Raw genomic sequence first — 24,735 nt, forward strand, 5'->3', positions numbered from 1 at the left:
GCCATTTGAACTTATGCAGTTAATGCAGTACCGGAAGCTCGATCGAGAATGTCGAGCCGACGCCTACCACACTGTCAACGGTTATGCTTCCCTTATGCAGCTCCACCAGATGCTTGACGATCGAGAGGCCAAGTCCTGTTCCGCCCGAGCTGCGCGATCGCGCCTTGTCCACCCGGTAGAACCGCTCGAAGATGCGCGGCAGATCCTTCTTCGGAATGCCGATGCCTGTATCGGTAATACGAATCCGAATATGGTCATAATCCTGCTCCCCGGTCTTGCGCCCCGCCTGCTTCTTGTACATCGGCTCGACCGCTACAGACACCTTCCCGCCCTCTGGCGTATAATTAATGCCGTTGGACAGCAGATTCATCAAAATTTGCAGCAGCCGATCCTCGTCCGCCTCGACATAGATGCCTTCCTCCACCTTCATCTCCAGCACAATCCGCTTCTTGGCCGCCTCAGCTGAGATGACCTCGACTGCTTTGGCAACGAAGCTGGACATCTCGATCGGCGAGAATTGCAGCGGAATACGCCGCGACTCCACCTTCGATAGCTCCAGAATGTCACCGATCAGCCGATTCAGGCGCTCGCTCTCGTCAAATATAATCTGCAAGAAGGAACGGGAAATCTCCGGGTCGTCGACCGCCCCGCCGAGCAGCGTCTCGGCAAACCCCTTGACAGCCGCAATCGGCGTCTTCAGCTCATGCGAGACATTCGCGACAAATTCACTGCGCATCCGCTCCAGACGTCGGATCGCCGATACGTCCTGCACGACGAGCAACGCGCCGCCAAACTCTCCTCCTGCATGAAATACCGGAACGAGATGCAGCTCCAGCAGCCGCTCAATCGGGAAGTAGAAGGTTAGCTCCTCCTTCAGATGCTGGCGCAGCTCCAGCCCCTCCTGAATCATGCGCGCGAGTTCATATTGCTGCTTGGCCTCGTTATAGTGACTGCCGACAAAATCCTTGGCCGAGATGCCCAGCACCTCTTCGGCTCGCTGATTCATCAGCACCACCTTGCCGCTGCGGTCAATCATGACGATGCCATTAATCATATTTTCAAGGACGCTCTCCAGTTGGGTCTCATTTTGCCGAATCTGCCGCATCTGCTCCTGCAGGCTGTCGGCCATCGCGTTAATCGATTGACCGAGCTCTCCGATTTCACCTTTGTGCGGTCCGCTCACACGAGCCTCGTAGTCCTGATTCTTGATACGCTTCGCCACGCCGGATATTTGCTCCAGCGGCTGAGTCAGTCCCTTCGCAATCCGGTAACAGAGCAGCGCCGCCAAGACGAAGAGCAGCAGCAAGCCGAGCAGCAGCACCATCCACATCCTGCTGATGCTCGCCTCCACCTCGCTCAGGCTAAGTGCAAGGCGCACCATGGGCGAGTTCGCTTGGTCAGGGCGGATCGGGATAGCCACATATAGAAAATTATTCTTCGTGGTCTCACTCGTCCGAATATCGCGACCCTCGCCCTGCTGGCGAGCCGTGCTGATCTCCAGCCGATCCTTATGATTCTCCATCGAGCGAGCATCATGATCCGAGTCGCCGACGACAGTGCCGTCGCCCAGAATGAAGGTGATCCGCTCTCCAGTCACACTCTTGAAGCGCTTCGCCTCCGCCGTGAAGTAGCTGTATTGCTGCTCCAGCGGCGCCTCCAGCCACTCCGTCGTCGCCAGTACAACCTTCATTTCACGAATCATACTTTTTTCCAGATCATCCAGATAATTATCCTTATAGGTTTTTCCAATGAATAAGCCTGCTGCCAATACTGACAGCCCAATCAGCAGCACCATCATCAAGGTCAAGCGAAAGCGGAAGCTATTCAAGAGGATGCATCCTTTCCTGCGGCGGGCAACTTCTGCCTGGCTGTTAGTTTGTCCCTTACTCCAATGATATAATGTACCAACGTCGCCCCCGGCTGTTGAATCAATATCGCCAGCATGACGGGTACGGTCGTCAGCGGGCTGAAGTAGCCCATAGCCAGCACCACGCCCAGCGAAATGTTACGCATGCCGGTCGCATACGCTGCAGTCACTGTCAGCTCACGGCTGCCAAAGAACCGCGTTCCAATGAAGCCTGCCAGGTAGCACATCGCCACGATCAGCATTACAATCGGAACGAGCTTGAGCATATCGCCGCTGAGCTGCTGCACAGACGGAGCGACGGCGACCGCATTAAGCAGCACCACACCGACGAAGCACAGCTTCGATAGCGGTGCTGCATACGGCTTCACCACTGGCTGCACCCGGCCGCGAGTCAGCTCATGAAGCGCTACGCCGACGACGGTCGGCAGCACAACGATGAGCAGCAGATCCATCATAATGCTGGACGTATCCACTTCGATGCCTTGACCAAAGATCAGATGAATGCCGACCGGAACCAGCGCCGGGCTAATCGCCGAATCCAGCACGACCAGGCAGAGCATGAGCGCCACGCTGCCCCCTGACAGGCCAACCCAGATGACGGAGGAGACCCCGAAGGGAATGAGCGTGAACAGCACCAGGCCGATCGTATAGGGAGATTGCCCGCCGAAGGTGACCGCCCCGATGCCATAGGCCAGCAGCGGCAACAGCACATGAGCGATCACGATCGTCCACACTACAGGCAGCGGCCTTGCGATTGCCAGCCGAATCTCACCCAGCCCGCAGCCGATCGCCATCGTCAGCGTGACGAATGCGAACAAGTAAGGGACGAGCGGAACAAAGGGCGTCAGCGGCTCCGCAAAAAGAAACCCGAGAACCAAAGATCCCGGGATAATAAGAAACATCCATTGTTCAAAATAACGACTAAAGGCCAGTCCAAATGCTCGCGTAAGTCATCCCTCTCTTTACTTGAATACCGGCTCCTTGAAGCGAGACAGCTTCGCCAGAGAATCCTGCTCAACCTCTGCATGAAGACTGTTGCCATGAGCATCCATGGTCACGATTGCTGCAAAGCCCTCGGTCTGCAAATGCCACATCGCTTCAGGAATGCCGAATTCCAGGAAATCTACGCCATTAACACGCTTGAAGCATTCGGCATAATACTGAGCCGCTCCACCGATCGCATTCAGATAGACGGCGCCATGCTCCTGAAGCGCCGCCAGCGTCTTCGCTCCCATCCCGCCCTTGCCGATGACGGCGCGGATGCCGAATTTCTTCATAATGTCGCCCTGATACGGCTCCTCGCGGATGCTCGTGGTCGGCCCGGCGGCCTTCACGACCCAGTTATCGCCATCCTTCATCATAACTGGTCCACAATGGTAGATGACCGAGCCATTCAGATCAATCGGCGAATCATGATCCATCAGATGCTTGTGCAGCGCATCACGGCCCGTGTGCATCTCGCCATTGATGATGACAATATCGCCCACGCGCAGCTCGCGTACCTGCTCTTCGGTAATCGGTGTCTGCAGCACGACCTCGCGTCGCTGCGCAGCTCCCTCAGAAGCGGCTTGCTCGGCTTCGCTGATGGCTTGCGACTTCATCGACACCGTATCGCCCTCTGGATACAGCCACTCCTTGATCTCTCCGGTCTCTGCGCTCAGCAGCACACCTTGGCGGCGGTACGCCCAGCAATTATAGGCCACAGAGACGAAGAAGCTAGCCGGCAGACGGTTCATGACACCAACCTTGCAGCCGAGCAGCGTCACCTGACCGCCGAAGCCCATCGTTCCAATGCCGAGCTGATTGGCGTGCTCCATTACATACTCCTCCAGTTGGCGCAGCTCGTCGATCTCATTCGTATCATCCACCCGACGGAATAGCTGCTGCTTCGCCAGCTCGTAGCCTGTCGTGCGGTCGCCGCCGATGCCGACGCCGATGAAGCCGGCGCTGCAGCCCTGTCCCTGCGCCTGGTAGACAGCGTGCATGACGCATTTGCGGATGCCATCCAGATCGCGTCCAGCCTTGCCGAGCCCCTCCAGCTCAGTGGGCAGGCTATACTGGATATTCTTGTTCTCGCAGCCGCCGCCCTTCAGAATAAGCCGCACATCAATATCGTCCTTGTCCCATTGCTCAAAATGAATGACCGGTGTGCCTGGCCCCAGATTATCGCCAGTGTTGCCGCCGGTCAGCGAATCCACCGAGTTCGTCCGCAGCTTGCCGTCCTTGGTTGCCTGAGCGATCGCCTGACGAATCTGCTCCTTCATAATCAATTGATTAGCGCCTACTGGAGTATGCACGACAAAGGTCGGCATCCCTGTATCCTGACAGATCGGCGAGACGTTGCACTCCGCCATCTCGATATTGGTCGCAATCGTCGACAGAGACAGACCTGCGCGCGTCGCGCTGTCCTCCGCCTCCTGTGCGGCCTTGATCGCCTGGCGAACATCGCCCGGCAGGTTGGTTGAGGTTTCTACGATTAATTGATAGACACTGTCTTGAAAACGGTTCATGTCGTCCTGATTGCTCCTCTCTGGTCGCTTTTCAGCTATAATATTATAATAGCATAGTTAAGAGTGTTTCATAAATCATTAAAAGCGCATGGAGGGCTCGCATAATTCCAGGCCCACATGCAGCTAGCAAGGAGTCTGCCAAGCTATGAATAGCTACACTGAGCATGACGAGCATACACCATCCATGGATAGTCATTTCTTCGCCTACCTGTATCGCCTCCGCTATATCAAACGATGGAGCCTGATGCGCAATACGACCAAGGAAACGGTCGCCGAGCATTCCTACCACGTTGCGCTGCTCGTCCATATGCTGTGCGAGATCGGCAATCGGCTGTTCGGACGGCAGCTAAGCAGCGAACGCGCCGCGACGATGGCGCTGTTCCATGATGCTGCCGAGGTATTCACCGGCGACATCCCTACCCCTGTCAAGCATCATAATCCGAAGATGCTCGCCAGCTTCCGCGAGCTGGAGACGCTCGCTGCCGACCGGCTGCTCGCGATGGTGCCTGCACCGCTGCGCGAGGCTTACGAACCGCTGATCGGAGGCTCGCCACGCACTGCGGACAACAGCGCTGAGCCTGATCCCGAGACCGCCGAGCTGAAGCGATACCTCAAGGCGGCCGACCTGCTGGATGCCTACTTGAAATGCATGTCCGAGCTGTCGTCAGGCAATCGCGAGTTCGCGGTTGCCAAGGGTCAGACCGAGCATGCCCTGGCGAAGCTGGAGATGCCAGAGGTCGAGTGGTTCCTCACCCACCTCGCTCCTGGTCTGGGCAAGACGCTCGATGAGCTGTCAGAGCCTTGATGTGTTGGTCTTGAAGCTTATGATTGGCTTCAAGCTTGTGACTTCAAACTTGTCACTTGAACCTGGAACCTTGAAGCTTGAAGCCTGACGCTTGAAGCAGACAGCGAAAGAGCCGGACGGAGAACGCTCCCGCCCAGCTCTTTCGCTCCAAGCATGATGAGCAGGCGCCCTTCTGCGCCTGCTTCATCAGCCTCCATCTTGCTGCCTCACTCGATTGCTTCAGAACTGAATTTATCTTACTCACTTACGCAGTCGCCTCAGAAGCAGTTAGCGCAGCTCCTGTACCGCCTGACGAATCGCATCGTACAGCTCCTGCCATTGCGGATCGGCTCCCGGCAGCATCTGCGGCCTGGAGCCGATCCCTCGGCTGCGGCCTGGCATCGCAGTCGCTCCCGCTCGTTCCTCGCCCGCTGATTGGCTGGCGGCGTCCCGGCCGAACCCGGGCCCGCCGCTGGCGGGTCGAGAAGCGGAGCGCTCGCTAGCACTTGTCGGCCGCTCTTCTGCGCCCGCCATCTGCTCTGTGAGCGGAAGCACGCCTCGCTCAGCCTGCTCTTCCCTCTTGTTCATGAGTCTCCTCCTTATCCAGCCGCTATAGGACTACGACCCGCTTAGCCATGTTTTGCGCAATGTGAACAGCTCGCTCAGCTCATCATGAGATAACTCGGTAATCCAGTTCTCCGAACGGGTGACGACCTGCTCATTCATCGCCTGCTTGCGCGAGATCATATCATCAATCTTCTCCTCCAGCGTGCCCAGCGTCACGAACTTGTGCACCTGCACCTCCCGCTGCTGACCAATCCGAAACGCGCGATCCGTAGCCTGGTTCTCCACCGCCGGATTCCACCATCTGTCAAAATGAAATACATGATTGGCCGCCGTCAGATTCAGACCCGTGCCGCCCGCCTTCAAGGAGAGCACGAACGCACAGCGGCTGTGGCGCTCATCCTGGTATTCCGCGATCATCGCATCACGCTCGGCCTTCGGAATGCCGCCATGCAGGAACGGAACCGGCATCCCGAACTGCTGTTCCAGCACAGCCCGCAGCATCATGCCCATATCGATGAACTGCGTAAAGATGAGGCAGCGCTCCTGCTTGGCGGCAATCTCCTCCACCATCTCCAGCAGGCGTGTCACCTTGTTGGAGCGCTGAAGCTCCCATGTAGCCGGGCCGCCTCTCTTGTCGCCGAGCAGCAGGGAGGGGTGGTTGCATACCTGCTTGAGCTTCGTCAGCGTAGCCAGGATCAAGCCGCGCCGCTGCATGGGAGAGAGGGTGGCAAGCTGCTCCAGCAGCCCATTGACCAGATTCTCATAGAGGGTCCCCTGCTCGACCGTTAGCGAGATATAGGTTTTGGCCTCATACTTGTCAGGAAGGGACAATGCAATCGCCGGGTCCTTCTTCAAGCGCCGGAGCATGAACGGCTGCACCCATCGCTGCAGACGCTGAATCATCTCCTCGTCTCGCGTGCGCTCGATGGGCTGCACCACCTCGCGCCGGAATTCGCTCAGCGAGCCGAGATAGCCGGGGTTCATAAAATCATGTATCGACCACAGCTCCGTCAGCCGATTCTCCATCGGCGTTCCCGTCATCGCAAGCCGGTGATACGCAGGAAGACGACGAATCGCTCCCGATTGCTTGGTGTACACATTCTTAATATTTTGCGCCTCATCCAGACATAGTGCATTCCAGCGGGTGTCCCCCAGTTCCTCCGCATCGAGCGGAGCGAGCGCATACGACGTAATGACCAGATCCACCTCGCGTACAGCCGCCTGGAACTCCTCGCCCTTGAGCCTGCGCGGCCCGTAATGCACCAGCACGCGCAGTGAGGGAGCGAAGCGCTCCAGCTCCTTCTCCCAGTTGCCGATCACCGAGGTCGGACAGATCAGCAGAGAGGGGACACGCTGCTGCGTGCCGGAGGCCTCCGTCTGCTCCTTGATATACAGGAGATACGCGGTGAACTGGATCGTCTTGCCCAGCCCCATATCATCTGCAAGACAGCCGCCCAGGCCGAAGCGCCGCAAAAAGACGAGCCAGGACAGTCCCTGCTGCTGGTAAGGGCGCAGCTCCCCCTGGAAGGAATCGGGCTTGGCCACAACAGGCAGTTCTGCGTTATGCCGGAGCTGAGACAGCCAATGCTCCAGATGGGCATTGAGCTGCACCTCTGCTTCGATTCCCGCTTCGATCAGCTCGTCATCCAGACGTTCCATCCAGCCGCCGCGTAGATGAAGCTCCAGCATTTCGCGGAGCGTCATCGGTCGGCGCCCATGCTTGCCACGCATCCAGCGGCGAAGCTGCTCGACATCGTCAGGATTCAGATAGACCCATTCATTGTGGAGCCGAAACAGTCTTTGCTTCTCCTGTGCCAGCCGCTTGAAGTCCGCTTCACTAAGCTCCAGATCGCCAATGGCCAGCTTCCAGTCGAAGTCCACGATCGCATCCAGACCGAACAATGGCTGAGCCGCTGAGCCAACGGAGGATTTCACCTGTGCCCGCAGCCGCGGACGACGGCTACGCGCCGCCTCCCACCAAGCTGGAAGCAGCAGAGACGCCCCCGCCTCCAGCAGCTTGATGCTGCCCTCCTCCAGGAAGCGCCATGCCTCCTCATCCGTCAGCCGCTCTCTCAGGCGCACGCCGCCTGACTCCTCGTCTGCCAGCGGCGGATACGCCTCCAGCCAGCGGCGCAGCTCCCGCTCGAGCTTCTCGCTCGCTGTGGGCTGCCAATGCTCCGGCAGCTCCGCCGCAATCATCCAGGAGCTAGCGCCAGCCGCCTCCAAGGCGGCTGGCTGCTCCACAGACCGCGTGCGCTCCCTGCTGGCGGCAGATGCGGCAGGGCTGATCCGATGCGCGGCCGAGCCTGCCTCGGCATTGAGCTGCCGCTCCTCCTGCGGCGACCGCTCTGACAGCGGCACAGCCCCCGCCTCCGTCTCCAGCGCGGCTGTCCAGCCCTGCTCGCCATGCTGCATGACGAACGGCGACCGCTCCTCCTCGCGGCTTTGCAGCAGCACCCGCAGTTGCCAGCCGTCGGCCTGCCGGGGCTCCGCCAGTTGCAGGACGATGCCGAAGGGCGAATCGTCCTGCTGCCAGCCGATCTGCGCCCACCATTGCGCCTCGTCGCCTATGAAGCTCTCGCCCATGCTGCGGCCGAGCCTTGGCGCCACTTGCTCCCAGGCTGCTTGCGCCCTGGCGCTGCTGTTGATGGCTTGCATCGCCGCCAGGCTCAGCCACTCGTCAGCCAGCCCCGGTGGCAGGCCCGACTCAGCCGCCGCCTCTGCCCATGCGATGTAATCGGCTTGCTTCTCCGGCGGCAGATGCAGCCTCCACAGCGGCTCCCTGCCCGCTGCCCCGCCTGGGGCGGGCGCATACCAGCCCTCCAGCAGCGCTTCGTGGATGAAGCGGGCCGCTTGCCTGTAGCACTCCATCTCCTCGCTCCAGTTCACCTTCATCAGCCGCGCATGAGCAGGAGCGGCCAGATAATCAGCAGCCAGCAGCGGCGACAGCAGCAGGCCGCTTACACCATCCACAAGCTTCTCCTCAACCTCTGCACCGTACCAGGAGCCGGCATGCCAGGCAAACAGTAGCTGCTTCAGCCGTTGCGACGAGCTGCTATAATCTCCCTGCGTCATCCATAGCCCCTCTTGCTTCAGCCACTTTCCCTCAATCGTCCAGATGATGCTGTCGGTCGCTCTGCTCATGTCAGCACCTTCCCCTTCCACAGCTCCTCCTGAAACGCCCGAAGCCGCTGATACTTGTCGGCAATCCCGCTCACATACCGCACCCACTTCTCGGCGCGACCATCCTCGCTATACAGCTTCTCCAGCCGCTTCATCAGCTTGACCGCCTGTCGATAGCCCTGACGGTTGCGCGTCATAATCGCCTCATCGATCGCCTGATGGTAGAGCGGGATCAGACTCGCGGGGGCACTCCTGGCTACAGAGCGCACATCCGCTGCATCCAGCTCATCTGGTCGAATGCCCAGGTACAACTGCAGGTCTGCCCACTCCTCATAGCAGCCGCATTGGAGCCAGTGGCTCGCCAGCTCGTGATAGGAGGCGGGCAGGAAGCCGACGAGCCTGCGCGTCCATTCGCCTGTACCGGGCCGCGCCTGCTGCTGATCCGCCTCGCGGCATAAGACGAGATAAGGACGGAGGACAGCCGTATTTCGACTCCCCTCCAGCCTTTCATACAGAAAATCCATCCACAGCGCGAACGCCTCCCAGCTCCGCTGCTCCAGACGTCTGCGGGCGAACCGATAGGCAAGCTCTGATGTCCGCTCGAAATCCGTCCACTGCATCCGTTCTACCGCGGAGGCATCCAGACTATCCAGCATATCCAGATTGGCAAGCGCCGACTGTAAGAAGGTAATCGGCCTGCTCCTCGTCTGCACAACCTGTGCCGACGAATTCACAGGCAGGCGCGCCGCCAATTCGCGCTCCAGCACCGCGTGCTCCGCCTCGCGCCAGCCTGGCTCCGATGCCAGTTGCTCGGCAATCATATGGTAGAGCAAATCCCAACGCAGCAGCAACGGCTTATCCGCCAGTGCCAGCTCGCGCAGCACCTTTACCAGCTTAGACAGCCAGTCGCGATAAGCCTCGCCATGGGGGGCTTGCGGCAAGCCCTGAGCCAGCTCATAGAAATTGCTTATCCACGGATCAACCGTGCGGTTGAACGACATCTCATAATAATAACGGCTGTAGCTGTCAGTGGCTTCATACGCCCGCTCCACCTGCTCCAGCAAAAATTCAATCGCATGCAGCCAGTGCAGACGCTGCAGCGGCTTCTCCCAATGCTTTGCCGCAGCCTTCAGCTCGGACAGCACCGACTGCAACGGATGAACCGACTGCTTGCACTGCTTCCATAGGTCGCCATACATTTTGCCGAACCATTCCCGCCATACATCCGGCCCATCCTGCTCGCTCGGCTGCTGGGACGCCATCTCTCGCTTGACGCGCTTCTCGGCGATCGTCCCTTCACTGATCAGATGCCGATACATCTGCTCCGGGTCCTCGCCCGCCAGCGCGCAATAATGATAGAACACAGCCGCCATATGCTTGCAATAGCCCGCATAGCTGCATGTGCATTTGCTATAGCTGAATTCGTCCGAATCAAGCACGACAGCATAGACGCTGCTGCCGTTGACCGCGCCATAGATTGAGTTGCCGTCAATCACTTCAAGGGTTAGCACTCTGCGGTTCGTGTAGTAGTCCCATCCGTTGGACAGAATATGCCGGGGAACCAGAGCTCCGAACTGCTCCTCCAGGTAAGCGAGCTGCTCGCCTGCCAGACGTATTACTCCATCCATGCTGCACTCTCCAATCTCATTGCGGATGATGGTGTGCGGCCGTCATACGCTGCCATGCACAGTGCCGCGCAGTGAAGCCCGCTTGGTCTGTCGCATGTGCGCCGAACCGGCACGCACAGGTAACAATGAATATTATGCGGCCCCCTTCATGCTCTATTTGGGCAATCGTACAAATATCGAGATCTTATTGGGCTGATCCAGCTCCACCCGCAATGTTCCTTTGTAATGCTCCACAATCTTACGAACGATCGACAATCCAAGCCCCTGATGGCTGCCGCCTTTATCCGTATAGCCCGCCTCGAACCAGAAGGTTTCCTTGAGCACATCCGCCCGTTCGGTATAGTTGGAGACGCAGAACTCCAGCTCCCCGTCCAGCAGCCCGGTCACTTCTATCCGTCGCTTGTCCTCTGCATACCGGTTCACCTCATCCAGCGCGTTGTCAATCAGATTGCCCAGAATACGGGTCAGATCCAATGATTTGACACCCAACTCCAGCTTGCCCATCCCTTCAAATCGACATTCCATCCGTACCTTCTGTGTCCCGGCCTGGGACAGCTTCGAACGGATCAATGCCGCAATCGATGGATTATCAATCGTAATCAGCTCGTTCAGCTCATGGATTTCGCCGCTCAGTTCCTTCGCATACGCTTTGAGCTCCGTTACCTTGTTCAAGGACGCCATCGAATGCATCGTCTGCACATGGTTAATAAAATCATGGCGCTGGCCGCGTATAGCGTCGAACAGTTGATTCATCTCATCCAGATACGTCTGCTGTGTTTCACGCACCACCCTTTCCCTGGAGCTGCGGAACACACAGATCGCCACCCAGACGACGAGCCCGCTAAGCACCGTCACAATCCCGATAATGACGCCAATGTTCATAAACTGGTCGTCCAGCGTCTCCTGAATCGAGCGGTAATCCGAGACTATGCTAAGCACATACCGCTCCAGCGGCTGCCCCTGCTCATCCACGATGCTGGCAACCTTGGTAATCTCGACGGGGATAAATTTCTTGAGCACATGCTTGCCGTTGATCGTCGTATTGACGGTCAGTGGCTGATTCGTCTCATAAGAGCGGGCAATATACTCCACATCCTCCTCATCCTTGTAATTATACGTACCGTAGATGATCGGCTGTTGGGTAATATGCTTGAGCTCTTCGCCCTTATCTGTCCTCGTCGTCAGCTCCCCGTGAGGGAAGGTTCGCGGGTTGAATGCTGTAATCTCCAGCAGCGAGGCATTCTGTTCAATCGTCTGCTCGATCAGGCGATTCACGCCCGTCACCTCTTCATACTGCTCCTGCATCTCATAGCTGACATAGGGATCTGTAATATAATTCGTAGAGCCGTCAAAGTAATAGCCCCATTTACGCACCTTGCTTGTATCGGTGGTCGCTACCTCGAACGGCCCCGTCCAGAAATTGGGCAGCGACTGTCCCCAATCCATCGTAACCTGCTGGTCGTCGAATAGCTGATTGAAGGCTTCATACCATGGCTTCCATGAGGACGTCTTCACGCCAAGCTGCTTCGGATCGGATGATTTGTACAGAACAATATTGTCGCTCGTCCGCTTCAGCAGCGTGATGTGCAGCACACCCAGCCGCTCGCTCAGCTCAATCAGCTCGTCATTGCTCACCCTCTCGATATCCGGGTCAAGCGCATACTGGGCGGCGATTGCCGCTGTCCGCAGATTCGCACCGATCAGCTCCTGATATTTCTCCGCGCCCTGCCTGGATTGCTCCACGGAAATTTCTATCTGCTTGGCGACAGAGCTCATCTCGTGACTCAGGCTCTGCTCCAGAGAACGCTTGGTCGTGTAATAATAAATCGTATTATTGATCAACAATAACATGACAATGACAAGCGCGAACAGCAACCAGCCATATCGTTGTTTCATCGGCTACAACCCCTGCCGGCGCCGCTTCTTAAGCATACAGCGAAACGCCCATTTTCGCTCCTGCCGCCTCTTGTACTTGGGCAGGGAACGGTAGATATGCACACCCTCGCCATAGGCAGCCGCCGCGTCTTCGGCACGCCCGATCTGCTCATAGATGCTCCCAAGTCGAAAGTATCCTTCGCAGGAAGAGGATTGAATGGTTCGAAAAGCCTCCAGGTACTCCAGCGCCTTCTCCGCATCGCTGCGGGAATAGTGAGCGGCAAGCCGAAGGTACGGCTGACCGTACTTGACGCGCGGGTTCAATGCCAGTGCTCGCCCAATCGCTTGTTCTCCAAGCTCGATGTCGCCTGTGCGCAGGCAACAGGCGCCCAGATCATCCCAATATTCGGCGGAATGCTCCAGCACATCTCCGATCGACTCCAGATAGCGGCGAGCCTCGCGATAATTGCGCTGCTCCATATACAGTCTGGCAATGTCATGCTTGGCGGCAATATCATTGGGATTCAGCAGAAGCTGCTGACGCAACCGCGAGATGTGCCTGCGCCGCTTGAGCGGACGCAGCAGGCTCGGAGACAGCCCGATGAACCGCCGGTCAATCACGTACATGATCAGAAGCAGAACTACAATTGCCACAATCGGATTGCCAAATAGCCACCATAACAATGGAAACAATAGAAACTTCCCCATCTTCTCCCCTCCGCTGTTTCATCATATTATCATACCATAAATGGAGGCAAATGTTGATTCTGTAGTGACAAGGACAGGGAGCCGCATTAGAATTAAAATCAACGCTCGCCGCAAATGCAGCGGAACGCTCTGCAAGAAGCCGGCATATCCCCGGCGTAATGCACATACAGAATCTACCGACATATAAGGAGCCTACGATGATGCCTAATGAATGGAGCCAATTGCAAGTCAAGCTGCCACAACTGCTGGAGGAGAGCCGCGTCTATGCTTCCCGCGGGAAAGTCGCTGAATATATTCCGGAGCTGGCGCTTGCCCCTTCTGGCGCGCTCGGCATCGCGATTATGAATATGAAGGGCGACCTGCTGACTGCTGGAGACTGCCGCCTGTCATTTACGATGCAGAGCATCTCCAAAATCTTCACATTGATGCTTGCCCTGATGGACTTAGGCGAGGAAGCAGTATTCACGAAGGTCGGCAAGGAGCCGACAGGGGATGATTTCAATTCGATGCTGAAGCTGGAGCTTGTCGAGCCCGGCATCCCGTTTAATCCGCTCATCAATGCAGGGGCAATCGCCGTCACCTCGCTGCTGCGCGGTGCAACACCTGCGGACAGGTTCGGACGGGTGCTGGATTTTTTCCACATGCTGACGGGTGATGACAGCCTGCAGGTGAATGAGGCGGTCTACCAGTCCGAGAAGCGAACCGCCCACCGCAACCGTTCGCTGGCCTACTTTCTCAAGGAAAATGAAGTGCTCGACGAGCAGACTGACGTTGAAGAGGTGCTCGATGTCTATTTCCGCCATTGCGCGATTGAGGTCAATTGCCGCCATCTAGCCTCTCTGGCGCTCATCCTGGCGAACCAGGGCGCCGATCCCGCTACTGGTCGCCAGCTCATCCCTCGGCGCTATGTCCAGATTACCAAGACGTTCATGATCTCCTGCGGGATGTATAATGCCTCTGGAGAATTTGCGATTCAGGCAGGCCTCCCAGCCAAAAGCGGCGTCTCCGGCGGCATTCTGACGTTCGTTCCAGGGCGGTACGGCATCGGTGTCGTAGGGCCGGCTCTGAACAGCAAAGGCAACAGCACCGCGGGCGTCCATCTGCTGGAGCAGTTGTCGCGCACCTTTGACTGGAGCATATTCTGAGGTAGGCATTACACTGGAACAGGTATAAAATGCTTGGATTAGCTCAGCCTATACACTGTCCGCAGGCTGACTCTATGCGCTGGCCTCAGCCTGTGATTACAGAAGGAGGTACATGAGTATGAGTCCATCCAAGCAATACCCCAAGCACACCTTCCCGCCCCAGCATCAGCTAAGGCAGCCCGGCCTGGAGTCGGAGATGAACCCGCTCCCGATCTTTGAAGCAGAGAGCTACCGGCCTGGCGGCAAGCTCACGGGCAGAGCAGCGCTGGTTACCGGCGGCGACAGCGGCATCGGACGAGCCGCAGCGATAGCCTTCGCCAAGGAGGGTGCTGATGTTGCCATCGTCTATCTGGACGAGCATGACGACGCCCGGCTTGTGCAGAAGCGGATTGAGCAGCTTGGACGCCGCTGCCTGCTCCTGGCCGGAGATGTGGGCGATGAAGCCTTCGCCAAGCGGTGCGTCCAGGATGTGATGGATACCTTCGGCAAGCTTGATGTCCTGGTCAACAACGGTGCAGAGCAGCATCCGCAGCAGAAGCTGGAGGATATTACAGCCGAGCAGCTTGCCAAGACCTTCCGTACCAACGTGTTCGGCTACTTCTATGTCACCAAGGCCGCCATGCCCCATCTGAAGCAGGGCGCTTCCATTATTAATACAGCCTCGATTACCGCGTACCGCGGCAGTGCGAACCTGCTGGATTATTCAGCGACGAAGGGCGCCATCGTCGCCTTTACCCGCTCGCTTGCACTGAATGTTGTCCAGCAGGGCATACGTGTGAACGGCATCGCCCCCGGACCGATCTGGACGCCGCTTATTCCGTCTACATTTGACGAGCAGCAGGTGTCCGTATTCGGCGGGGATACACCGATGCAGCGTGCGGGTCAGCCTGCTGAGCTGGCGGCTGCCTACGTCTACCTTGCCTGCGAAGATTCCTCCTATATGACGGGCCAGATGCTGCACATTAACGGCGGCGAGATCATTAACGGATAACTTCTCTTGCCTCCTCTTGCCGAGCAGAACAAGCGACCGTCTCGCTATGCCTCCGCGGCTGGCAAGACGGTCGCTTGGTGTTTGGCCTCCTTAATCTAGGAAGCGAGCCCGCTGCTCCAGCGAGGGCAGCATGCAACTGTCTGCCTTGCCGAACCAGCGGTAGCGGTTGCGAGCAATGAAGCTGTAGATGCCGTCCCGCAATGGGCGTGGTACGATAAGCGCCCCCGCAGCCAGCTTCCAGGGCCACGGCAGGCCACGGCAGATCCGCAGCACGGCAGTCGAGTTGCTGTAAGCACGCCCGCCCTCCACCAGCACGATCCCCTCCAGTCCTTGCAGGCCATACTGCTTGAGCAGTTCGCGCCCTACCTCCCCCTGCTGAGCAGCAAACTGAAAATATCCGCGCCTGTCGCGCTGAAGGATAAACTGAACACTGCTATGGCAGAAGCTGCATACGCCATCATAAAGCACTATTGCATGCTCACTCACATCTTCCACCTCCTAGGCAAGCTCTCTTTCTTTTTAGTATACCTCATTTCTCACCGATCGCTAAGAATCGTTCATTTTGTTTTTTTGGATTTGCAATTGTATAAATCGATTAATGCTGATATAGTATATGTAGACGGTAGCGGTATGGGAGCCGTAGAACGGTTGTACAGCCGTGCCTATCGAAATCTGCTGAGAGGGGCACTTTATCCTATGGCAAACTTAATTATTGATGAGAGCAAGAAGCTAGGCACAATTAACAAAAATATTTACGGACATTTCTCCGAGCATCTTGGACGCTGCATTTACGAAGGCATCTGGGTCGGACCAGATTCGTCCATTCCAAATACAGAAGGCTATCGCAATGACGTCGTGGAAGCGCTTCGCAACCTGAAGGTGCCGGTATTGCGCTGGCCGGGCGGCTGCTTCGCAGACGAGTACCACTGGAAGGATGGCATAGGACCTAAGGAAGAACGCCCACGCATGGTCAATACGCACTGGGGCGGTGTTGTCGAGAACAACCATTTTGGCACCCATGAGTTTTTCCGTCTGTGCGAGCTGATTGAGACCGAGCCGTACATCTGCGGCAATGTCGGCAGCGGCACTGTGCACGAGATGCAGGAGTGGGTCGAATACATGACCTTCGACGGCGAGTCGCCTATGGCGAACTGGAGACAGAGCAATGGACAGGAGAAGCCGTGGAAGCTGACTTACTTTGGCGTAGGCAATGAAAACTGGGGCTGCGGAGGCAATATGCGGCCGGAATACTATGCGGATGTCTATCGCCGCTATGCCACCTATGTTCGCAACTACGGCGAGAACAAGATTTACAAGATCGCTTGCGGCCCGAACACGGACGACTACCATTGGACAGAGGTTATGATGCGCGAGGCTACACGCTTTATGGACGGATTCAGCCTCCACTACTACACCGTTCCGAATGAATGGGAGGACAAGGGCGCTGCATTGACGTTCGACGAGCAGGAGTGGTTCCGCACCCTCAAGAAGACCTTGTTCATGGACGAGCTGATTACGAAGCATAGCGAGATTATGGACAAGTATGATCCAGAGAAACGGGTTGGGCTGATCATCGATGAGTGGGGCACATGGTACAATGTTGAGCCAGGCACGAACCCAGGCTTCCTCTATCAGCAGAACACCATGCGCGATGCGCTCGTTGCCGGGATTAACCTGAACATCTTCCATAACCATAACGACCGTGTCACCATGGCCAATCTGGCGCAGATCGTCAACGTGCTGCAAGCAGTGGTCTTGACCGAAGGCGACAAGCTGATCCTGACTCCGACCTATCATGTCCTGGATATGTTCAAGGTTCATCAGGACGCCGAGCGTGTCTCTCTGGAGCTGGACACCCCGAGCTACACGCAAGATGGCGAATCCATCCCGCAAGTCAGCGCATCCTGCTCGATCGGCAAGGATGGCAAGCTGAATCTGTCGCTGTGCAATCTGCATCATGCCGAGTCTGCTGACATCCGTTGCGTGCTGAAGGACACCGCGCGTACTCGTGTGAGCGGAACAATCCTGCATCACGAAGCGCTGAACGGCCACAACACCTTCGAGCAGCCTGATGCGGTGAAGCCTCAGTCGTTCGGAGGCGCAGAGCTGGCTGGGCAGACACTGAGCGCAACACTGCCGCCAGCATCTGTAGTCGTGCTGACTCTCGAATAGTCACCTCTATAGCTACGGCGCCAATGCAGTCCCGAGCACAGAACGTCGATCATCCCCTATCCTCCAGGGAGCTGCTCATCACTCCCTGGAGAATCTTGTTGAATGGAAGGAGCGTCATCTTATGAAGACGACCGCACACGTGGCCCATGCGAAGAGCCGCACGGAACCCTGCAAGGGCTGCAGCGCATCCGTTCATGTCACGGACGAGCAGATGAAGCGGCTATGGGAGCGAATGTCGCCAGCCGCCGAAGACTTGGCCTCAGCCGAGGAGTATAGCCGGCGACTGGAGCAGTGCTTCTCGTGTGAGGCGCTCCAGTACGGGACGACCTGCCGCCATTGCGGCTGTCTGGTCGAGTGGCGGGCCAAGCTGGCCAGATCAAGCTGCCCCTACCCTGCCTCCAGTCGCTGGTAGCGTGACGGATGATCAAGGCGAATACATTGCAAGGGGCTGCCATGCTGGCAGCCCCTTGCTGTTGGATGACTTCATCTTCTAAGCTCAATGCCCCTTGAGCGGGGTTGGAGACACGCTTAGCCAGCAGACATCTGTGCGCGAGTCTTGCTTTTATTTTTGATCCGACCTGCGAGCAGCACCAGCACGACTACGAGCAGGCTGAACCCCCATTTAACTATCCCCGCCTCACCGAAGATGCCGGAGAGCATCGGTTCTTCCTCGATCATCTTCGCTGCGGTAAACGCCAGCACACCGGAGCCGATATAGATTATGACTGGGAAGCGCTCCATCAGCTTCAGGATGATCGTGCTGCCCCATACAACAATCGGGATACTGATCAGCAGACCCATAATAACGAGCAGGAAGTTGCCATGTGCTGCACCGCCGATCGCCAGCACGTTATCCAGCCCCATCGCCGTATCCGCGATGATGATCGTCTTGATCGCCGCCCACAGACTGCCGGCCGACTTCACCTCATGACTCTTCTCCTCCACCAGCAGCTTGTAAGCAATCCATACCAGGAGCACACCGCCGATGAGGCGCAAGCCCGGAATAAGCAGCAGCCACACCACGATCAGTGTCAGCAGGCTTCGTATCGCGATCGCCCCGAACGTCCCCCAGAATATGACCTTCTTCTGATTCTCCTTAGGCAGATTGCGCGCCGCCATCCCGATGACGATCGCATTATCCCCTGCCAGCACCAAATCAATGATAACAATCGTCAGCAGCGCCGACCAAAATTCCGGTGAAAATAGCTCCATATAAGCCACTCCTTCGCATAAATGTGTAGGTTATGTTTAAACTGTCCAATTGCTTCATTATTCAAACGGAGCATCGCTTGGAGACGGCCCACTCGCCCTCTCTCTCTCGTCTGCGCCGTCCAGTGTTCTGTATCTGGGCTTATCCCTCCTCCGCAAATAAAAAATGACCATTACCGCATGCGGTAATGGTCATAAAAATAAACCTTTACCTCGCGGTAAAGGTCTGGCTAACAACAGAAATCGCTGCCAACAAAGCCGGAGGCACTGCCTCGTGAAATGACGACCTTGTTGTAAAAGCTACTCCCCTTTATGAGATGATTGTACAGCATGCCCCCTGCCAGCGTCAATGCTAATTTTTCCTGCCATAGAAACGACTACTTCATACGAATCGAATGCCGTCTGACCTCCCCTTGCTGGCATCTATTTTTCCAATCTAGTAAAATAAATTATGCAGCTTGTTCTTAATGCTAGAAATACAGCGAGGAATCAAGCAAGCTGCGGAATGGAGATGATTGCCAATGAGCGCTCAAGACAATTACAGATTTCAGGTCAATCTTGGCGGAATGATCGACATCCTATCCAATCATTTGTACAGTACACCGAAGGTTTATCTGCGCGAGCTACTGCAAAATGCGGTTGATGCTATTACCGCCCGGCAGCAGGTCGGGCAAGGCACTGCCGGGAGCATTAAGCTCGATCTAATCGGCAGCGGCTCCACGGCCACCCTCTCCATAGAGGATAACGGCATCGGCTTGACGGAGGACAATATTCATGAGTTTCTGGCGGTCATCGGCCAGTCCTCCAAGCGAGGCGGCGATCTGCTGACGCAAAACAACTCCTTTATCGGCCGCTTCGGCATCGGTCTGCTCTCCTGCTTCATGGTGAGCGATGAGATCGTCGTCCTGACTCAGTCCGCCAAGGAAGGCCCGTCGCTTGAATGGCGAGGCAAGCCGGACGGCACCTATGCGATCCGCAAGCTGGAGACGCAGCTAACGCCAGGCACCCGTGTCTTCCTGCGCTGCAAGAGCGGCAGCGAGGAATATTATACGCCGGAGTTTGTCCAGCAATCGCTCTTTTATTATGGCGCATTGCTGCCTTATCCGATCCAGCTTCAGTCAGAGAAAGGCACCCTGACGATCAACGAGAGCCGCCCGGTATGGATCAGCCATCCCGACCTGGCACGCAGCAGCAGATCTGAGGTATTGCAATGGGGGGAGAAGCTGCTCGGAGAGCGGTTCAAGGACTTTATTCCGCTGCAGACCGCCTCTGGTCGAACAGGCGGCATCGCTTATATATTGCCACAAGCCATTAATTTGAACGCCAAGCGCGCCCACCGCGTCTACATGAAGCATATGCTCGTCTCTGATCGAGCGGAGAATATCCTGCCTGACTGGGCCTTCTTCGTTAAATGTCTGATCTGGACGGACGAGCTGCAGTTGACTGCTTCACGGGAGCATTTTTATGAGAACGAGCAGCTTGAGAGTGTGCGCGAAGAACTGGGCGATGCGATCCGCAACGAGCTGGTGCGCATGGCCGAGCTGGCTCCAGATCGGCTGCAAGCCATCATTAATTCCCATGCGCTGTCCATGAAGGCACTCGCTGTTCAGGATGAAGCCTTCTACCGCATAATCTACCGCTGGCTGCCATTCCACAGCAGCATGGGTCAGCGTGAGCTCGGTGAGCTGCTGCAGGAATATTCACAGCTATACTATACGCTGACGCTGGATGAGTATCGGCAGATTACTCATGTCGCCGCTGCCCAGTCGTTGCCTGTCATTAACGGCGGTTATATTTATGATTATGAGCTCATGGCACAACTGCCGCTGGTTCATCCAGGGGTGCAGGTGGAACGGCTGACACCAGAGGACGTCTCGTTCGCCTTCACCGACCTGACGCCAGATGAGCGCAGACAATATTATGAAGCCACGCGGACCGCAGATGCCGTGCTCCAGCGCTTCCGCACTCAGGTTCAGCTCAAGCGGTTTAAGCCATCCGAGCTGCCTGCACTCTATACCTTGTCCAAGGAATCGTCTGACCTGCGCTCGCTCGAGCTAACCCGCGAGTCAACGACCGAGCTATTCTCTTCTGTGCTGGGGAGCTTGAGCGCTGGACTGCAGCAGGCTGGCTACGCTACCTTGTATCTGAATCTGGACAATCCGGTCATCTCTCGCATCTTCGCTACAGGCAAGGCTGACATCATGCCGATGGCGATCGAGATGCTGTATGTCAATGCCCTGATGATGGGCCATTACCCGATGAATCGGCAGGAGCTTGCTGTGTTGAACAATGGCATTATTCAATTTATCGACTGGGGCTTGTCCGCGTACAGCAAGGATGGAGGAACAACCATATGAGTAAAACCTTTGACGAATTAATGGAAGAGGCCTATGAGCTGCCCGATGGCTTGGCTAAGATTACGACGCTGGAGGAGGCTGCACGCGCGGCAGACCTGGCGAATGAGGTCATCGATGGCTACGAGGCTCGCAGCATGATCGTGGAGAGCGCCACCTTCAACGGGTATCCGATGAAGGCGATGATTGCCTTCTCCTGGATGCTCGGTCAGTATGACAGGAACAAGGAGCTGTTCGACAGTCATGACCTGCTCTGGGGCTACAAATGGATACTCGATAAAGTATCCTGCTTCCCCGAGATTCCGCTGGGGCAGATTGAACAGCTTCTTCAAGACATGCGTAACCGCTACAAGGAGCATGGTCACAGCGAGCGTACCTACTACTTCTACCGGGCAGTGAATCTGTTCCACCAAGGCCGAATCACAGAAGCCGAGCAAGAGGTTGCACAGTTCCAGCAGATGGATCGCGACTACATGAGCGATTGCCCGGCCTGCGAGCAGAACCGTCTCGTCGAATTCGCTGCCGCAGCTCATCTGGATGAGGAGACGCTTGCCTATGCCAAGCCGATCCTTAGCGGAAGAATGGCCTGCGCCGAGGTGCCTCATGTCACCATCTCGAAGGTGCTGATGCCCCTCTACCGTCTGGGTCAGCTCGACAAGGCGAATAAGGAGCATAAGAGAGGCTATCAGTTGATTAAGCATAATATAGACTTTCTGCTGCACCAGGGCGAACACATCTATTATCTCGCCCACACTGATCCCTTCAAGGGACTGGAGCTGCTGGAGCGCCATTATCCGCAGATGCTGAGTCATGAGAACCCTTATGACAAAATGATCTTCCTCGCTTGCTCCTCAGCCCTGCTGCGGCGGCTGGCGCAGGAGAGCATCCCGGTACAGGTGCGTCTGCCAGAGTCCAGCCCACATCTGTCGACAGAAGATGCCCTTGGCAATGAAGGCAATGCGGCCCGATTGGCGGAACGCTTCCTTGAGGATGCGCTGGCAGCCGCTGACCGCTTCGATCAGCGCAACGGCAACACCTATTACCGCAATTATATTACAGCTCTGTAATGCACAACGCCTGCGGCCAGGAATGATGCTTCCTGACTGCAGGCGTTCAGATTACATACAAAAGCCATCGCCCATGCAGCAACGGCCACATGTTGCATCGCTGACCCTTCAAGCCCCTCGCTGCCGGCGCGTCTTGCTTGGGTACAGCTTCTTCACCAGCGACCGAATCCGCCAAGCAAATGTCCCCTTCATTCCACCAAGCGATCCGGGTATCTGCGACACCAACCGCTAGAAATATAAGCCTCCCTGTCATCTGCTTAGGGACAACGGGAAGGCTCCATACTCAGCCAGGGCGGACGCTTGTCAGATTGTAAGCTCTCCAAGCTTGATCAGTTCAACGACAGCCTGAGAACGGCCTTTGACGTTTAGCTTTTGCATGACATTGGAGATGTGGTTACGTACGGTTTTCTCACTAATAAATAGTTGCTGGGCTATGTCTCGGGTTGTTTTGTCCTGCACCAACAGCTCGAATACTTCGCGTTCGCGATGCGTCAACAGAAATTTGCTCTTGTGTTCGCTGGCCTTCAAATGAGTCACCCCTCCTTGCGCGGGTTTTTGTGGTATAACAAGGTTAAGGGATACAGTCAAAATATAGTATGAAGCGGATTCCATAGTGGTGCGGTAAGCTGTAAATTTGGGCACCAGAGCATGGATCCCAGCCACGTTCTTCACACGTCCTCCAAGTAGCAAACTCCGTCTCCCATTTGCAATTCATAAACAAGACCCCTGGACGAGCATTATGCTCGCACCAGGGGTCTGTCTTCTTTTTTTTCGATTACAGTCGAACAGCTTCTCTTAACGCACAGGCTCTGCCTGCTGCGGGAACACCCGCTCCACCATCGCATTGAATTCGGCAATCAGACCCTGGATGGGATGCCCGGCCCGGACATCATTCATGTATCCGGTCATGCGTCCGACAAAGTCAGGATTAGCCGATACGTAGACATGCTGCACATTGCCTTTTACCTGCTTGACCTCTGCAGCGATCTTCCGTTTGATCTCGCTTGGAACCTCGATGGAATCCGTTGTCGCATAGGTGCCCACCTGCCCTGGCGTGGTGCCGCGGTTCACCTGATCATGCAGGTTTACCGCTACATAGGCATTTTTATCCCCGAGCATGACATAAGCCGACTGAACTTCCTTCAGCGCAGCAACACGCTGAGCAGCCGTTTCGCTCATATCAATCTTGTAGTTTTGGTGCGCGCCCACAATATTGTTGCTGTTCAGCCTTCGCTCGCCTACGCGATTCATCTCGTTGCGGGTATCATTAGCAAATCGCTTATTCATGATACGATTGCCGTTCGCATCCTGTCTCACACCGTTTTGCTGAAAGCTCTTATTACCTACATCCCCCTGATTGCTTGCGCAGCCCGCGAGCATAGCGGTTAGCGCCAGACCTGCTGCAAGTATTACTGCCCCTTTTTTCATCGCGCATTCCCTCCATAGATTGTGCTTGATTATCCTCCTTAGTGTTCGAGTTCGCGGCGACGCTTATGCAAGCAAATGATGGGTAATCTGTTGACAAGGGGACGTATGTGACTTATGATTAGTACCAGGTACTAATACTTGATTATAATACCTGACTATAATACCTGAATATACTGAGGAGGCGATTTCTTATGCAACGCATGATTGAGTCCGCCCGCGCATCCATCACAGCCATCGGCAGCTACGTTCCTGAGCGCGTTCTAACCAATGCTCACATGGAGGCTCTCGTTGATACCAGCCATGAATGGATTGTGAAGCGCACTGGTATTGTAGAACGGCGTGCAGCCGCAGCCGACGAGTACGCCAGCGATCTGAGCATAGCTGCTGTTCGTGATCTGATTGCCCGCTATCCAGTTACACTGAAGGATGTCGACTATATATTGGTTGCTACCTCCACCCCGGATACGATCGTGCCCAGCGTTGCCTCGCGTGTCCAGGCAGCATTTCACATCAAGAACTGTGGTGTGTTGGATGTGCAGGCCGCCTGCGCGGGCTTCGTATCTGCACTGCACACCGCTGCTGGACTGCTCGCCTCGCGCATATGCCGCAAAATTCTGGTCATCGGGGCAGAGACGCTAACCAAGGTGACCGATTATACCGATCGCTCCACCTGTATCTTATTCGGAGATGGCGCAGCGGCCGTGCTGGTCGAAGCGGAGCAGCAGGACTCCTTCTTCGCCACCTATACCGCTACCGAAGGCGAAGGCGGCCATCATGTCTACTGCTCGCATCTGTCAGAGCATATCGGCAGCCAGCCGATCCACTCCACAGGCAAGCTGATCCAGAACGGACGAGAGGTGTACAAGTGGGCTGTAACACGTGTCTCCGAAGGCATCGCCAAGCTGCTGAAGCAGCAAGAGCTTGAGACGGGCGATATTGACTGGTTCATCCCTCATAGCGCCAATCTTCGTATGATTGAAGCAATCTGCGAGCGAACGGGAATCACTATGGAGCAGACGCTGCACAGTCTGGTGCACTACGGCAACACCTCCGCTGCCTCCATCCCGCTTGCACTGGACATGGGCATACGTGAGGGTAAGGTGCAGAAGGATGATCTGCTCCTGCTGTATGGCTTTGGAGGCGGCTTGACACAGGCTGCGCTGCTGCTCAGATGGGCGCTCTAAATCCAGGCGCTGGCAGCTATATCCCCAATCGTTTGACGCCACCCTGGCATAATTTATAGCAGGAGGAGTACGCTTCTCCTGCTCATGCCTTAGTTGCAACATTCAAGGTGGGGAGGCGTGTTA

The 24,735-nt window shown here is 56.4% G+C and carries 20 protein-coding genes; 8 read left to right on the forward strand and 12 right to left on the reverse strand.

Going from position 1 to position 24,735, the window contains the following annotated elements; genetic code table 11:
- Positions 1–19: 19 nt before the first annotated feature.
- The 3 genes from pnpS to ACY1JZ_RS16525 all read right to left on the reverse strand — a co-directional run bounded on the left by pnpS (position 20) and on the right by ACY1JZ_RS16525 (position 4,377).
- On the reverse strand, positions 20–1,828 hold the full coding sequence (gene pnpS / locus ACY1JZ_RS16515; RefSeq protein ID WP_270169721.1) for a two-component system histidine kinase PnpS: 1,809 nt from the start codon (positions 1,826–1,828) through the stop codon (positions 20–22).
- Positions 1,825–2,745: a bile acid:sodium symporter family protein gene (locus ACY1JZ_RS16520; RefSeq protein WP_270169719.1), complete on the reverse strand. Its 921-nt coding sequence runs from the start codon at positions 2,743–2,745 to the stop codon at positions 1,825–1,827. Before ACY1JZ_RS16520 ends, pnpS begins: the two co-directional genes overlap by 4 nt.
- An 84-nt stretch (positions 2,746–2,829) precedes the next feature.
- Entirely contained in the window at positions 2,830–4,377 is a 1,548-nt protein-coding gene (locus ACY1JZ_RS16525; RefSeq protein WP_462630166.1) for a fumarate hydratase, read from the reverse strand.
- A 184-nt stretch (positions 4,378–4,561) separates the two neighbouring features.
- On the opposite strand from ACY1JZ_RS16525, the gene yfbR reads away from it, so the two are divergent.
- Positions 4,562–5,182: a 5'-deoxynucleotidase gene (gene yfbR, locus ACY1JZ_RS16530; RefSeq protein ID WP_270172402.1), complete on the forward strand. Its 621-nt coding sequence runs from the start codon at positions 4,562–4,564 to the stop codon at positions 5,180–5,182.
- A gap of 267 nt (positions 5,183–5,449) precedes the next feature.
- On the opposite strand, the gene ACY1JZ_RS16535 is transcribed toward yfbR, so the two are convergent.
- The 5 genes from ACY1JZ_RS16535 to ACY1JZ_RS16555 all read right to left on the reverse strand — a co-directional run bounded on the left by ACY1JZ_RS16535 (position 5,450) and on the right by ACY1JZ_RS16555 (position 13,062).
- Positions 5,450–5,749: a hypothetical protein gene (locus tag ACY1JZ_RS16535; RefSeq protein WP_270169715.1), complete on the reverse strand. Its 300-nt coding sequence runs from the start codon at positions 5,747–5,749 to the stop codon at positions 5,450–5,452.
- A gap of 30 nt (positions 5,750–5,779) precedes the next feature.
- A complete protein-coding gene (locus ACY1JZ_RS16540) occupies positions 5,780–8,872 on the reverse strand; it encodes an SNF2-related protein (protein ID WP_462630167.1) in 3,093 nt (1,030 codons plus the stop codon).
- The gene (locus tag ACY1JZ_RS16545; RefSeq protein WP_462630168.1) at positions 8,869–10,479 is read right to left on the reverse strand and encodes an SWIM zinc finger family protein; all 1,611 of its coding nucleotides are present in this window, start codon (positions 10,477–10,479) and stop codon (positions 8,869–8,871) included. The genes ACY1JZ_RS16540 and ACY1JZ_RS16545 overlap by 4 nt, the downstream gene beginning before the upstream one ends.
- Before the next feature lie 153 nt (positions 10,480–10,632).
- Positions 10,633–12,375, reverse strand: a complete 1,743-nt coding sequence (locus ACY1JZ_RS16550; RefSeq protein WP_462630169.1) for a sensor histidine kinase — start codon at positions 12,373–12,375, stop codon at positions 10,633–10,635.
- A gap of 3 nt (positions 12,376–12,378) precedes the next feature.
- Positions 12,379–13,062, reverse strand: a complete 684-nt coding sequence (locus ACY1JZ_RS16555) for a tetratricopeptide repeat protein (RefSeq protein WP_462630170.1) — start codon at positions 13,060–13,062, stop codon at positions 12,379–12,381.
- Between the two features lie 200 nt (positions 13,063–13,262).
- On the opposite strand from ACY1JZ_RS16555, the gene glsA reads away from it, so the two are divergent.
- Both glsA and ACY1JZ_RS16565 read left to right on the forward strand, forming a co-directional pair.
- Positions 13,263–14,207: a glutaminase A gene (gene glsA, locus ACY1JZ_RS16560; protein ID WP_462630212.1), complete on the forward strand. Its 945-nt coding sequence runs from the start codon at positions 13,263–13,265 to the stop codon at positions 14,205–14,207.
- 118 nt (positions 14,208–14,325) lie between these two features.
- Complete coding sequence (locus tag ACY1JZ_RS16565) at positions 14,326–15,198, forward strand: SDR family oxidoreductase (RefSeq protein WP_462630172.1); 873 nt, start codon at positions 14,326–14,328, stop codon at positions 15,196–15,198.
- A gap of 90 nt (positions 15,199–15,288) precedes the next feature.
- Here ACY1JZ_RS16565 and ACY1JZ_RS16570 read toward each other — a convergent pair whose 3' ends face one another.
- Positions 15,289–15,684 carry a thiol-disulfide oxidoreductase DCC family protein gene (locus ACY1JZ_RS16570; protein WP_462630173.1) on the reverse strand — a complete coding sequence of 132 codons (396 nt, stop codon included), beginning with the start codon at positions 15,682–15,684 and terminating at the stop codon, positions 15,289–15,291.
- A 210-nt stretch (positions 15,685–15,894) separates the two neighbouring features.
- Here ACY1JZ_RS16570 and ACY1JZ_RS16575 point away from each other — a divergent pair, with 210 nt between their 5' ends.
- Positions 15,895–17,370, forward strand: a complete 1,476-nt coding sequence (locus tag ACY1JZ_RS16575; RefSeq protein WP_270169703.1) for an alpha-N-arabinofuranosidase — start codon at positions 15,895–15,897, stop codon at positions 17,368–17,370.
- A gap of 121 nt (positions 17,371–17,491) precedes the next feature.
- Entirely contained in the window at positions 17,492–17,782 is a 291-nt protein-coding gene (locus ACY1JZ_RS16580; protein ID WP_270169701.1) for a DUF6171 family protein, read from the forward strand.
- Positions 17,783–17,898: 116 nt separating this feature from the next.
- On the opposite strand, the gene ACY1JZ_RS16585 is transcribed toward ACY1JZ_RS16580, so the two are convergent.
- Positions 17,899–18,582: a TerC family protein gene (locus ACY1JZ_RS16585; protein ID WP_462630174.1), complete on the reverse strand. Its 684-nt coding sequence runs from the start codon at positions 18,580–18,582 to the stop codon at positions 17,899–17,901.
- 518 nt (positions 18,583–19,100) lie between these two features.
- Here ACY1JZ_RS16585 and ACY1JZ_RS16590 point away from each other — a divergent pair.
- Both ACY1JZ_RS16590 and ACY1JZ_RS16595 read left to right on the forward strand, forming a co-directional pair.
- Positions 19,101–20,936, forward strand: a complete 1,836-nt coding sequence (locus ACY1JZ_RS16590; protein WP_270169697.1) for an HSP90 family protein — start codon at positions 19,101–19,103, stop codon at positions 20,934–20,936.
- Entirely contained in the window at positions 20,933–22,000 is a 1,068-nt protein-coding gene (locus ACY1JZ_RS16595; protein WP_270169695.1) for a hypothetical protein, read from the forward strand. The genes ACY1JZ_RS16590 and ACY1JZ_RS16595 overlap by 4 nt, the downstream gene beginning before the upstream one ends.
- A 303-nt stretch (positions 22,001–22,303) precedes the next feature.
- On the opposite strand, the gene ACY1JZ_RS16600 is transcribed toward ACY1JZ_RS16595, so the two are convergent.
- Positions 22,304–22,528, reverse strand: coding sequence for a helix-turn-helix domain-containing protein (locus ACY1JZ_RS16600; RefSeq protein ID WP_028562177.1), 225 nt, complete (start codon positions 22,526–22,528; stop codon positions 22,304–22,306).
- A 267-nt stretch (positions 22,529–22,795) separates the two neighbouring features.
- Positions 22,796–23,428, reverse strand: coding sequence for a YhcN/YlaJ family sporulation lipoprotein (locus ACY1JZ_RS16605; RefSeq protein WP_270169693.1), 633 nt, complete (start codon positions 23,426–23,428; stop codon positions 22,796–22,798).
- 191 nt (positions 23,429–23,619) lie between these two features.
- On the opposite strand from ACY1JZ_RS16605, the gene ACY1JZ_RS16610 reads away from it, so the two are divergent.
- A complete protein-coding gene (locus tag ACY1JZ_RS16610; RefSeq protein WP_270169691.1) occupies positions 23,620–24,612 on the forward strand; it encodes a ketoacyl-ACP synthase III in 993 nt (330 codons plus the stop codon).
- Positions 24,613–24,735 lie beyond the last annotated feature (123 nt).

This window comes from Paenibacillus sp. J5 (assembly GCF_054955055.1).

Excerpts from the sequence above, each read along its gene's own strand:
- ACY1JZ_RS16595 (WP_270169695.1), top strand. The coding sequence starts at position 20,933 with ATGAGTAAAACCTTTGACGAATTAATGGAAGAGGCCTATGAGCTGCCC.
- ACY1JZ_RS16545 (WP_462630168.1), bottom strand. The coding sequence starts at position 10,479 with ATGGATGGAGTAATACGTCTGGCAGGCGAGCAGCTCGCTTACCTGGAG.
- ACY1JZ_RS16535 (WP_270169715.1), bottom strand. The coding sequence starts at position 5,749 with ATGAACAAGAGGGAAGAGCAGGCTGAGCGAGGCGTGCTTCCGCTCACA.
- ACY1JZ_RS16610 (WP_270169691.1), top strand. The coding sequence starts at position 23,620 with ATGCAACGCATGATTGAGTCCGCCCGCGCATCCATCACAGCCATCGGC.
- ACY1JZ_RS16575 (WP_270169703.1), top strand. The coding sequence starts at position 15,895 with ATGGCAAACTTAATTATTGATGAGAGCAAGAAGCTAGGCACAATTAAC.
- ACY1JZ_RS16605 (WP_270169693.1), bottom strand. The coding sequence starts at position 23,428 with ATGAAAAAAGGGGCAGTAATACTTGCAGCAGGTCTGGCGCTAACCGCT.
- ACY1JZ_RS16555 (WP_462630170.1), bottom strand. The coding sequence starts at position 13,062 with ATGGGGAAGTTTCTATTGTTTCCATTGTTATGGTGGCTATTTGGCAAT.
- ACY1JZ_RS16550 (WP_462630169.1), bottom strand. The coding sequence starts at position 12,375 with ATGAAACAACGATATGGCTGGTTGCTGTTCGCGCTTGTCATTGTCATG.
- ACY1JZ_RS16525 (WP_462630166.1), bottom strand. The coding sequence starts at position 4,377 with ATGAACCGTTTTCAAGACAGTGTCTATCAATTAATCGTAGAAACCTCA.
- ACY1JZ_RS16590 (WP_270169697.1), top strand. The coding sequence starts at position 19,101 with ATGAGCGCTCAAGACAATTACAGATTTCAGGTCAATCTTGGCGGAATG.
- ACY1JZ_RS16580 (WP_270169701.1), top strand. The coding sequence starts at position 17,492 with ATGAAGACGACCGCACACGTGGCCCATGCGAAGAGCCGCACGGAACCC.
- ACY1JZ_RS16585 (WP_462630174.1), bottom strand. The coding sequence starts at position 18,582 with ATGGAGCTATTTTCACCGGAATTTTGGTCGGCGCTGCTGACGATTGTT.
- glsA (WP_462630212.1), top strand. The coding sequence starts at position 13,263 with ATGCCTAATGAATGGAGCCAATTGCAAGTCAAGCTGCCACAACTGCTG.
- ACY1JZ_RS16540 (WP_462630167.1), bottom strand. The coding sequence starts at position 8,872 with ATGAGCAGAGCGACCGACAGCATCATCTGGACGATTGAGGGAAAGTGG.
- yfbR (WP_270172402.1), top strand. The coding sequence starts at position 4,562 with ATGGATAGTCATTTCTTCGCCTACCTGTATCGCCTCCGCTATATCAAA.
- ACY1JZ_RS16565 (WP_462630172.1), top strand. The coding sequence starts at position 14,326 with ATGAGTCCATCCAAGCAATACCCCAAGCACACCTTCCCGCCCCAGCAT.